Below are 10,770 nucleotides of genomic sequence, written 5' to 3' on the forward strand. Positions count from 1 at the left end.
GACTTGCCCTTTCAGCGATTTGAGCCAGCCAAACTCACCACCAACCAACTCCGAAAATCAATGAGGCAACCCACGAATTTTGGTATGTTTTACGGCCTGAGTAATTCAAGAATTTAGGCCGACAATGCTGAATTGCCGACACCGAAAAACTGATGGCCAAAGAGAGCGAGAAAGAGAGATAGAGAAGATTTTTTGCTTAGTCGCATAACGCCGCATTAAGGGGTGAACAACGCCACCACCCAACCTAAACCATTGTGCCGTAAACACTTAAGCTGATTAAAACCAAAACTGCCTAGCGTTGTGAATCCCTCTTGAATGCTTTGTTAGTTGCCAAACTTAACCCTTTGATTTGAAGTTAATTGTCACTTTGCCAACGCTAGCTTTACGTGTATTAAAAAACTCAAATCAGGCGCAGTTTCAAAGCGCCTGTCACTGATGCCACTTGGAATAAACAGCGCCGTAGAACACATCCTAACAACACTAAAAAGCTCATTTGGAAAGACAATATCACAGAGCTGACTCTCAACAAGTGAATCGACTTCTGAAACAGAAAGTCCGGCCACAAAAACCAAAGCCTGATTTGCTCAAACCCAAAAGACTAAAATTTGGAATACAAAACCGAGCCAAAAATGCACGAATATTAGCCCTATATATTCTGCTTTAGCTGCGTTTTCCCCTTGGCAACTAACGCCTTGCTAAGGTGTGAGTAACGCAATACAAAAGCTACCGCACAGCGCCTTAATCACCATAAGCCACCGCAAAGTAAAAATGCCACGCGTTACGAATCACTCTTAAGCAACTTGTTAGTACATGCGCTACTTCTATTTATGCGCTCCAAGATATTGAAAAGTGGCATGATATGAAAGTCTTTGAATACTGAAGTGAGACGGGCAGCTACAAAACCTTACACCGATTAAGAGAGGAAAGTTGGCTAGAAGAAAAACGCACTGAACTGCCCAACTTGCACTAGCTTCAAATTAGAAAAGGATTCTTTCCTCGTACTTCAACAGCCACACCAAAAATAACCAAGGCTCTCTCAAAAACCACCACAAAAATGAAGAAGCGCCAAAGAAATAGGCTAAGAGTTAGAAGCCGTAAACGGTGAAATCAAAGCGAACACTCCGCATATAGTGCCACCGGAAAGAACGTGAAAGGCACTAACTGAAAGGTGTAAATACGAGCGCCAAAACAGATTAACACCAAAACTTATGACCTTTGATGTCAAACCCGTACTAACGCCCAATTAAGGTGTGAGGCACGCAATACCGATGTTGCCGCATACCACCTTAACCACTAAAGCCAATGCATACGAAAAATGCCACGCGTGCCGAATCACTCTTAAATTGTTTGTTAGGTGCGTAGCTTAATCTTGCACTAATCTGACCCATTTTGCCCGCCATGCCTGTGCTTCCATTGGGTCTGGCCAGAACTCTTTTTGCTTACTTATTAAGCCATTTTCAACGGTATGAAAAGTTATAGCTCGTGCTTTTTGGACGCTATCTGTAATTGATACATCAGTGACAACTGTTTCACCGTCGCAAACTACAGAGTGAATTGTAAACTCCCAAATACCATTCGCTGGGTAATAGGAATTGATAGCCGTAAAGTTGTCTCGGCCAATAATGAGTTCACCAGACTGCGGCCAGAAACCCTCAAAGTCTGGGCTAAGCCACTCGCTTGCTTTAGCAAAGTCGTTTGTTTTCATCGCATCCCAAAAAGCTAGGACGACTTCCTTTGAGTTCATGATTTTCTCCAAGCACATAACGCCCTGTTAAGGGGTGAGCAACGCAATACCAAAGCCGCCGCCAACCACCTTAAACACTAAAACCAACGCATAGTAAAAATGCCACGCGTTGCGAATCCCTCTTGAACAGTTTGTTATATGCCCGAACTCATTGTGTACTCTGGATGTCCAGTGTGCTCATCCAATTGCTCACTCACGACTTTGAAGCCTTGAGACAAATAGAATTGATAACTAGCCTGATTTTCCTTGTATACAGAAAGACTCAATTCCGCCCTCTGAGTTTTAGCATGACTCAATAGTTGCTTACCAATGCCTTTACCTTGAAGTTCAGGAGAGACAAATATAGCAGCTAGGCTATTTTCATACAGTGCGTAAAAGCCAACTACTTTCGACTCAGCTTCGTAAACGTAAGTTTCTGAAGCTGGAATGTAGATGCTACGCATGTTTTCTACTTGAGATTCCCAGAACTCAGCCGAAATGAAATCGTGAGCTTTAACTGACGCTTTAAGCCAAATTTCAAGAACTGAATCCATGTCATTTTCGTTGTACTTTCTTATCATTTTAAAGCTCTAAATAGCAGAATTTATCGGGGCAATATAACGCCGCATTAAGGTGTGAGCAGCGCTTGGCTATACTTGAGCGAAGCGAAACTGCCAAGCGTTGCGAATCACTCTTAAATGCTTTGTTAACTGTATACTATACCACGACGTAACTTGTTGCTATGTATAGATAAAGCACAATATATAGTATGATAAGTTTTGTCCGTATGGCGCTTAAGAAGGAACCCAAATGTACTATCACGTTACAATAAAACCAAAGTCAGATAACTGGTATGGTGAATACAAGACAGACCTCACTCGCGATCAGCTTGTATCACGCTATGTAGAACCATATGAACAAGGGCAGCCTATTCTGATTAACGGCAAAACTGTTACGCCAGATGACATAGAAAGAATTAAGTTTTACTTTAGTGAAAAAACAATTGAGTCTTATGTGCCCGCTATACGTGCAGAAGACATGAACTCCTCAGTCGCTGTTATTGGCGGTCCATCTTATACACAAACGGCAATTAGTCGCTCAAAAGACGTTACAGACGACTTTATAGCTGGACCTCCTGGCTACAAAAAGCGACTACAAGAACTCACTCCATCTAAGAAAGAACATATTCTTGATAAGTCTAAAGTTTTCATTGTTCACGGACACGATGACGCTGCACAAACGAAAGCAGCTCGCTTTGTTGAAAAACTTGGCTTAGAAGCGATCATTCTGCATGAAAAAGCTAGTTCCGGCAGAACGATTATCGAAAAAATTGAGCACTATTCCAATGTTGGCTTCGCCATTGTTCTATATACCCCAGATGATATTGGCAACATAAAAATCAAAGCAGATGAACTCAATGGACGAGCTCGTCAAAATGTAGTCTTTGAACATGGATACCTCATAGGTAAGCTAGGGCGTGAGAACGTTGCGGCTTTAGTGGAACAGCCAATTGAGCTACCAAATGATATAAGTGGCGTCGTTTATATAAATATCGATGAAGCCGCCGCATGGCAGTTGCAACTAACAAAGGAAATGAAGCAGTCTGGTTATAACATTGATATGAACGACCTAATTTAACGTAGAAAGCATAGGCCTCTGTTTTCATTGGTCTATGTCTGCTTCCAAGTCGTATCGACGTATACAGTTAACGCCCTGTTAAGGTGTGAGCAACGCAATACCGAAGCTTCCGCATAACACCTTAAACACTAAAACCAACGCATGGTAAAAATGCCACGCGTTGCGAATCACTCTTAAACAGATTGTTATATTTAAACTACGGTGCCAAGAATGTAGCAATATATTGATAATTCATAGCGATAACTAAAAGTGGAGCAATAATCATAGAGAGCCCAAACCACTTCATAAACTGATATGTTTTTTCACCGGCTTTAACGCGCGTCCACTCTTTCTTTAACATATCTTGTGTTAACGCAATAAGTTCATTTTCTTTTTTAGTAACATCTTCAACCTCGAAGTCGATTTCACCTTTTGCTGCGAACTCATACAGTTCACCTAGAATATCGACTATTGCTTTGTCATCAACTTTGTTTAAATGAAGTCTAAGCGAGTTGTAACTACGAACTATTTCACTAGTTAATTTCATGTTCTCATCATAGAGTTTATCTAATGCATCTTGATCGTCCTTTTTAGCTACAAGGTGGGAGGTAAAATCGGCCACCGAAGATATAAACACCGAAATTTCACCTCTTACGCGGTCAATCCAGTCTTGTCTGAACTCTGACGTTTTTTGATCTTTTGATATCAATATATTTGTGAACGTAATTAGCCCTGTAATTAGGGAAGCTATAATTGCTCCCCCGGCTACAAATACCGTAGCTGGTAACTCCATCAGATCCTCCATTAAATATAACGCCGCGTTAAGGCGTGACGTGATGCGTGCCATACTGTGAGCGAAGCGAAACTGGCACGCGTTGCGGAATCGCTCTTAAACGCTTTGTTATGTAGTTAATCGCGCAGTTCGTAAAACCCTTTTTCAATATCGTACTTTAAGTGCTTTGTCAGTGAGAACTGCGGGTCTTCTTTGAGAAATCGTTTAGCTATCATTGTTTGGTATTCATTGACTGACATACCATCGAAAACATATTTATTAACGTTAAATCCAGAGCAGTTTTCTTGCCCACCGACACTTTTACCACTGCCTTTTCTATTTGATTTACCAATAATCGAGATCTTCATATGGAGGCAATCTGACAAATCTGTGTACTTGATATTGGTGCTATCGATTTTCATAAGTTCCTCTTGCTACATAACGCCGCATTAAGGTGCGAACAACGCTTAACACCTAACCGAAACCACTGCTCCTTAAACACTAAAACCAAGTTTAAACTGAAATCGCCAAGCGTTGTGAGTCACTCTTAAATGCTTTGTTATGTGTGTCTCAATGCACGCAGAACCTTCAACGAAAACTCATCCCAGCCAGGAGCAGTAAAAGCAATACTCCTTAAATTTTTTACAGCTTCAATCGCCTCATTGGGCAGTAAGTTTCTTGTACGCATAAAATATGCGGCTAAGGCTAAACCTGTGCGATCTTTGCCTGATTTACAATGGACAATGACCAAACCATTACACTTATGCTGTTCGATAAAACTGACTATTTGAGGAAGAGACTTTAAACAAAGCTCTAGGTCTCCATCAAGAGGTGGGGCATTACTTGAAAGCTGGATGTTTCTGTAAGCAATACACAAGGTCTCTAAAAGTGAAACATGCACCATTTCACCGTCATTCACGGAAAGAATAGCTGCTACGTTATTATTATGTAATTCATCAAGGTTCCACATGCAGCTATCAGGACCACACCTACCAGCCACCGATTCTTCCACAAAAAATAGCTGCTGCATAAGTTTTCTCCTTCAAACACATAACGCCGCGTTAAGTGGTGAACAACGCCAACCATCAAACCTAAACCATTGTACCTTAAACACTTAACCTAGCTTGAACCGAGATCGCCAGGCGTTGTGAATCTGCCTAAAACGCCTTGTTATGAAACTGGTTATCGATAGTCTTCGATTTTAAGCAGTTCTCTAAACGCAGATTCCATTTGATCATAAACCTGTATTTTTAGCTGAAACACTAGCTGTTCATATTTTTCATGTTCAGGGCCGTTACCTAAATGAAATACCGTATTTATTACGTCATTGATTTCCCTTGCAATATCTTGGGGAAAGTACAAGCGGTTTAGTTCAAAATAGTCAATTAAAGCCGCACACTTAGTGTTAATTTCTATGCTGGAGTCTTTTCGTTTGTGTTCAGCCAATAATGCAAGTTCGCTCATGAGCTTGTAGAGGTTTATAACTACTTTCTCTCGCTTGACGTACAAGTTACCAAAGACTATTTCGTGCTCTTTTTGGAGCTTTACCAACTGTGACTTTATATCTTCCAACTCTTTCTGGTGAGTTAACTTTTGTTCTTCTAAAGCCTGAGCATTTACTAATTCATATCTCTTAATCGCTGCTGAGGCTATTGAGTTAGCGAATAATTTAGCAAGAAAACCAATCGCAGCGACACTACCTGCTGCTGCCAATATTGTGGAAAATGCCTCATTTAATGCCATGTTGTCCTCAAAGTTTCATAACGCCCTGTTAAGGTGTGAGCAACGCAATACCGATGCCGCCGCATACCACCTTAAACACCAAACGCAACGCATAGTAAAAATGCCACGCGTTGCGAATCACTCTTAAACAGTTTGTTAAGGCGCTAATCACGAATTACATGCTGTTGTCTTCGATTTTCGTCCATCGCAAGTAATTCTTTCCCCTTAGCTAAAGCTTCTTCTGACGGTTCTGGGAGTTCAGAAAACCACTTTTCCCAGCGATTTGAGATGGCGTTTNGATGCCGCCGCATACCACCTTAAACACCAAACGCAACGCATAGTAAAAATGCCACGCGTTGCGAATCACTCTTAAACAGTTTGTTAAGGCGCTAATCACGAATTACATGCTGTTGTCTTCGATTTTCGTCCATCGCAAGTAATTCTTTCCCCTTAGCTAAAGCTTCTTCTGACGGTTCTGGGAGTTCAGAAAACCACTTTTCCCAGCGATTTGAGATGGCGTTTATTGACACTTCGTCGTACATCCCTTTTTTCAATTGCTTTTTAATCAGCGGATACAGTTGAGGAGCAAGATCTTTACCCTCTATATGACGTTTAAAAATCCATATGTATATATCAACGAGCTCCAAACCTACACTTTTCGTACCTGGGGTACATTCAATAGGAACTGTTGGCATATGACTGTAATCTATAGTTGGGAGTCCAGGACCCAATGCCATTGGCTCACCTAATTTGGAGGCATTTTGATAGTGTTCGGTAATTATCTCTTGAGCTTTATTAAATTGAGATTGTCTATCGACAATTACTTTCTTGGACTTAGATTTTGACTTTTCGAGTCTATTTGCAATACCGTGTAACACCGATTGAAAACCGATCAAGTTCGGTGATATTTGTAGTCGATCTTTTTTAGATGCAGCGTTGTAAAATATTTTGCTTGGGTTCTTGATAACCCATTTTAACGCATCCGATATAAGTGTTTTTGAGCGCTCATCGGGCAACCAGTGAACCCTATCCAACACACTATTACAAACGTTAATTAAATGCTTATTTGCCAACTCATCTTTAATGGTAATACGCGCCGTCCATGCCTCTTTTGCCATTTCCTCATCAAATAGGTAAGCGACCTTTAATAACAACACATATCGCATTGGCGTCCAGTACCCTGTCCAAGTAATAGCTGGGTTTACACCTTGATCAAAAACTTGGTCAAAAAAAGCAATAATCGCATGATCTGCTTTTGCTACACGATAAAAGTCAAATTTGATGTCATACTTTTTCTGTATCTTCTCGAGATCTTTAACGATTTCGATTAGACGCCCATTTCCGAGCTCAGCTGCATGTAATCGCTCAACTTGTAGTTGTGTTCGCAACTTTTTGACAGCATCTAGAGCTAATACATCTAGATTCAGTTTTGAGCTCAACACTCCGTAATACAAAAATGGTTGATGCTCATCAAACAGCTCTAAACCCGTTTGACCACTTTCATCGACATAAAAGTACATAAATGTTCCTTTGTAAACTTTGCGCCTTAACGCTGCGTTAAGTGGTGAACAACGCCGCCACCCAACTTAAAACATTGTGCCGTAGACACTAAATTCAAAGCAAACCGAAAATGCCAAGCGTTGAGAATCCGTCTTAAACGCCTTGTTATACCTTTGCGAGCTCCTTTAATTTGGCTTGAAACTGCTTATGTGTCTCGCTAAATTTCATTGTTAACCCTACAATCTCTCCACTATCCTTTTTCTTTAAGGGCTCTGGGGCAGATTCATAATCTGTTAGACAAAAAACCAATTTTTTTATTAGTAAAGTTCGCTACGCTGGATTTTAGTGCAGTTAAATACTCATCAAGCACTGGAAAGTACAGTTCAACTAACATTTCGAGCTCAAGCAGCGGCGGAAAATCACGAACATCTCTCACTTGATATTTAGTGTTAAAGTTAATATGACTTATACATTGTTGCGAATCTTCGAGTACATCTTTCCTGACCAACACTAACAAATAATAAATGCGCTCTATTCTTTCTCTTTATCTAGCGGAAAGTGCTAGTAAAGATTCTCTAGCTTTTGTGTCTTTGGTAGTAAAATACGTAGCACCAAAGGCGATCCCCGCACCAGCTAAAGTTTGTAAAACACCCATCATTTCAGACATATATTGAAAAGATTCCGTAGACTCTACAGCCATGATACTACTCCTTGGTATAACGCCGCATTAAGGTGTGAGCAACGCTACCACTTAACCTAAAGCATTGCGCCATAAACACGAAACCCAACCTTGAACGAAAAATGCCAAGCGTTGGGAATCACTCTTAAATGCTTTGTTATAAGAACTTACGCAAGTGCATGCCTAAAGACACGTTGTCTCTCTGCATTAGCGATCTCTTGCATTTTATCGCGAGGAATTCGATTTGACTCAATACCATTGCCACAAGTAATTTCATCATATTCAGTGCGCCTCATTGACCTAAATAAGTCGAAAAAACCATCGCCAGGTAACCCGCCGTTAGATTTTTTTGATAAAAGCGAACCATAAATTGCTACTTTTGGAGAAGCCAACTCTTCACACGCTGACTCAAAAGTAGTCCAAATAACAGCATGATTAATTGCCTCTGACTTCTCGAAATAATCATCAAAGATACTATATATTGCACCGTAAGGTACGACACGCCTCATACTCGCTGCATTGCGTAATACAGTTTTTATTTGTTCGATTTTTTCTACTGCTACTTCCACTACGTGCTCCTCTTTTCCATTATTCTCGCAGGATACATACTTCAGAAACAGATTCATATTTCCATGATTATGCTATGTGAACTTGTACTTATAACGCCGCATTAAGGTGTGAGCAACGCTACCACCTCACCTAAACATTGCACCGTAAATACAAAACCCACCCATAGAATGATAAATGCCAAGCGTTGGGAATCACTCTTAAATGCTTTGTTAAGTGCCTTTTTGCGCCATATTTGCTTATGATACTATATACATCATGTGCAATGTAAATCTTTGGAACTATGGTAAAAGTTAATTTAGGGAAACTGGGGGAAACCGATTTCGTACGATGGTGCACCCAAGCTGGACTGATCACAAATAGTTCAAATGATGAGGATGTTGCCGGTTGGGATTACTTAGTAGAATTTCCAACTGAACACCATAGTAACGCGCCAAAAGATCGCGTTACAATACCGTTTGAATGTAAAGTTCAAGTAAAAGCTACGCAGAGAAAAGACAAGCGCCTTGGAATAAAGTTGTCAGTTCTTCAGCGTCTAGTTAACTACAACTACCCTGCATTTATCCTATTTCTTGAATACGATAGTGACATTCAGCCGACTATCGAGAATGCTTACTTGGTACATATCAGTGACAATATAATTAAGCGAACACTAAAAAAACTAAGAGAAAACGACTTACTAGACTGTCCAAAAGAACTGAACAAGATCAAGGTTTCAATAAGCTACAATGCAACTCACCAATTGAGTAACCTCAGCGGGGATGCTTTAAGGAAAGTAATCGAAAGACTTTCTGGTAAATGTGTAAATGCGTACATTGAGAACAAACAATCTCTTAGAAACAATGCTGGTTACGAAGATGGTGGAATCACTATGACTTGTACTTTTGGTAGAGACAACTTTAACAAACAGCATTTCATTGAAATGTCATTGGGTTTAAGAGAGTCCATAGACGTAGATAAGTTCATTGTTAAAGACGAGCGGTTCAACCTTAAGAACGATAAATTCCTGATCTCTGAATCAGAGGCAGCAAAACTGACTATTCGCAGCGAAAGCACAACAAAATGCAAGATTAGAATAAAGACTAGTAAGTATTCGCCAGCAATATCTTTTGATGCAGAGCTTATAACATTACCTATTAATCCTTTACTACACAATGATGAGAAAGTTTTGTTGCTTAAAACTGCTTTGTTTACCTTCGTACTTGAAGGGCTCAAAGTAGGTACAAATACATATAAAATTTTATTCACTCTACACCAAAACTGTGAAGTCAATGAAATACTGTCAATGCTCAAAGTATTTTCTAGAACCGAAGAGCGTTTGATTATGGAAGTTGAAGGCCTAATTGAAACAACAGTCAAATTTAATATTGGCCTAAATATGACCGAGCCATACAAACAAGAATTTGTACAAGGGTTAGAAAGCATCTTAAACACGTTCGAAATTGATAGAACTACTGAAGCAAATTTCAACCAAATCATTTGTCAGGAGCAAAATATTGTACTAATTGACAGCTTTCTAAAAAACGATATTGAGAATGGCTGGATAGACACCAAAGAACCGATACCTGGTAACCCGAAAAGTTTCGTTTTCTTACAAGCTATGTTTATCAACCTTGGGAAAGTAATTGTAGGCGGAATGTTTGGGCTTCACGCAAACAAGCAATCAGGTACAAAGTTCGCAATAGTACGTGCTGAATTAGTGCAGCCAATTTGCTCCTATGAATCGATTTCAGACGTGGAACTAACCGCGTTATACGATACTTGTGAAGCTCACTTTGACGAAGAAGGTATACTGGTTGTCACCAGTCATGAGTAGGCACTTAACGCCCTGCTAAGTGGCTAGAAACGCAAACCACGATACTTAAACTAGCCACCGTAATCACTATGCCTGATTAGAGGTAAAATCGCCAAACGTTGATAGTCCGTCTTGAGCAGATTGTTATATTTTTTGACCAAAGAATTGATTGTGAACTTCAATTGCCTTTTGATAACCTGTATTAGTTCCGACTAGATCTGACACTTCAATTTGAAAAGAAGAGAGTTACCCACTTTGATTAAAGGTGCTGAATCCGTAATCAAAGACAATAAGAGGTAACTCTCATGCTTCATACTAGCAACCCAATCATCAAACACAAAGCTGGCCTACTCAATCTTGCAGAAGAACTCGGCAATGTGTCAAAAGCCTGCAAG

At 40.1% G+C, this 10,770-nt stretch carries 11 protein-coding genes; 2 read left to right on the top strand and 9 right to left on the bottom strand.

The window, feature by feature from the left end:
* Positions 1-1,363: 1,363 nt before the first annotated feature.
* Both CAG64_RS07530 and CAG64_RS07540 read right to left on the bottom strand, forming a co-directional pair.
* On the bottom strand, positions 1,364-1,744 hold the full coding sequence (locus CAG64_RS07530) for a nuclear transport factor 2 family protein (protein WP_014232138.1): 381 nt from the start codon (positions 1,742-1,744) through the stop codon (positions 1,364-1,366).
* A 134-nt stretch (positions 1,745-1,878) separates the two neighbouring features.
* A complete protein-coding gene (locus CAG64_RS07540; protein ID WP_042764686.1) occupies positions 1,879-2,304 on the bottom strand; it encodes an N-acetyltransferase in 426 nt (141 codons plus the stop codon).
* 229 nt (positions 2,305-2,533) lie between these two features.
* Between CAG64_RS07540 and CAG64_RS07545 the strand changes: the two genes are divergently transcribed.
* Positions 2,534-3,361 (top strand): TIR domain-containing protein, encoded by an 828-nt coding sequence (locus CAG64_RS07545; RefSeq protein ID WP_161457765.1) that lies wholly within the window; start codon positions 2,534-2,536, stop codon positions 3,359-3,361.
* A 196-nt stretch (positions 3,362-3,557) separates the two neighbouring features.
* Here the strand turns inward: CAG64_RS07545 and CAG64_RS07555 are convergent, their stop codons facing one another.
* From CAG64_RS07555 to CAG64_RS07595, 7 genes are all read right to left on the bottom strand, one after another.
* Entirely contained in the window at positions 3,558-4,133 is a 576-nt protein-coding gene (locus CAG64_RS07555; protein WP_161457767.1) for a hypothetical protein, read from the bottom strand.
* Positions 4,134-4,249: 116 nt separating this feature from the next.
* Positions 4,250-4,534, bottom strand: a complete 285-nt coding sequence (locus CAG64_RS07560) for a hypothetical protein (protein ID WP_094151011.1) — start codon at positions 4,532-4,534, stop codon at positions 4,250-4,252.
* A gap of 137 nt (positions 4,535-4,671) precedes the next feature.
* Positions 4,672-5,142, bottom strand: coding sequence for a dual specificity protein phosphatase family protein (locus CAG64_RS07565; protein ID WP_161457768.1), 471 nt, complete (start codon positions 5,140-5,142; stop codon positions 4,672-4,674).
* A 152-nt stretch (positions 5,143-5,294) separates the two neighbouring features.
* Positions 5,295-5,855: a hypothetical protein gene (locus CAG64_RS07570; RefSeq protein ID WP_161457769.1), complete on the bottom strand. Its 561-nt coding sequence runs from the start codon at positions 5,853-5,855 to the stop codon at positions 5,295-5,297.
* 368 nt (positions 5,856-6,223) lie between these two features.
* Positions 6,224-7,354 (bottom strand): DUF3800 domain-containing protein, encoded by a 1,131-nt coding sequence (locus CAG64_RS07585; protein WP_045458300.1) that lies wholly within the window; start codon positions 7,352-7,354, stop codon positions 6,224-6,226.
* Between the two features lie 524 nt (positions 7,355-7,878).
* Positions 7,879-8,034: a hypothetical protein gene (locus tag CAG64_RS07590; RefSeq protein WP_161457770.1), complete on the bottom strand. Its 156-nt coding sequence runs from the start codon at positions 8,032-8,034 to the stop codon at positions 7,879-7,881.
* Between the two features lie 146 nt (positions 8,035-8,180).
* Positions 8,181-8,582 carry a hypothetical protein gene (locus CAG64_RS07595; protein ID WP_161457771.1) on the bottom strand — a complete coding sequence of 134 codons (402 nt, stop codon included), beginning with the start codon at positions 8,580-8,582 and terminating at the stop codon, positions 8,181-8,183.
* Between the two features lie 281 nt (positions 8,583-8,863).
* Between CAG64_RS07595 and CAG64_RS07600 the strand changes: the two genes are divergently transcribed.
* Entirely contained in the window at positions 8,864-10,396 is a 1,533-nt protein-coding gene (locus CAG64_RS07600) for a hypothetical protein (protein WP_161457772.1), read from the top strand.
* Positions 10,397-10,770 lie beyond the last annotated feature (374 nt).

It is taken from the genome of Vibrio sp. V38_P2S17PM301, assembly GCF_009904845.1.
GTDB lineage: Bacteria > Pseudomonadota > Gammaproteobacteria > Enterobacterales > Vibrionaceae > Vibrio > Vibrio proteolyticus.

Bases quoted from the DNA above. Each gene is read 5' to 3' on its own strand.
- CAG64_RS07530 (WP_014232138.1), bottom strand. From the start codon at position 1,744: ATGAACTCAAAGGAAGTCGTCCTAGCTTTTTGGGATGCGATGAAAACA.
- CAG64_RS07540 (WP_042764686.1), bottom strand. From the start codon at position 2,304: ATGATAAGAAAGTACAACGAAAATGACATGGATTCAGTTCTTGAAATT.
- CAG64_RS07545 (WP_161457765.1), top strand. From the start codon at position 2,534: ATGTACTATCACGTTACAATAAAACCAAAGTCAGATAACTGGTATGGT.
- CAG64_RS07555 (WP_161457767.1), bottom strand. From the start codon at position 4,133: ATGGAGTTACCAGCTACGGTATTTGTAGCCGGGGGAGCAATTATAGCT.
- CAG64_RS07560 (WP_094151011.1), bottom strand. From the start codon at position 4,534: ATGAAAATCGATAGCACCAATATCAAGTACACAGATTTGTCAGATTGC.
- CAG64_RS07565 (WP_161457768.1), bottom strand. From the start codon at position 5,142: ATGCAGCAGCTATTTTTTGTGGAAGAATCGGTGGCTGGTAGGTGTGGT.
- CAG64_RS07570 (WP_161457769.1), bottom strand. From the start codon at position 5,855: ATGGCATTAAATGAGGCATTTTCCACAATATTGGCAGCAGCAGGTAGT.
- CAG64_RS07585 (WP_045458300.1), bottom strand. From the start codon at position 7,354: ATGTACTTTTATGTCGATGAAAGTGGTCAAACGGGTTTAGAGCTGTTT.
- CAG64_RS07590 (WP_161457770.1), bottom strand. From the start codon at position 8,034: ATGGCTGTAGAGTCTACGGAATCTTTTCAATATATGTCTGAAATGATG.
- CAG64_RS07600 (WP_161457772.1), top strand. From the start codon at position 8,864: ATGGTAAAAGTTAATTTAGGGAAACTGGGGGAAACCGATTTCGTACGA.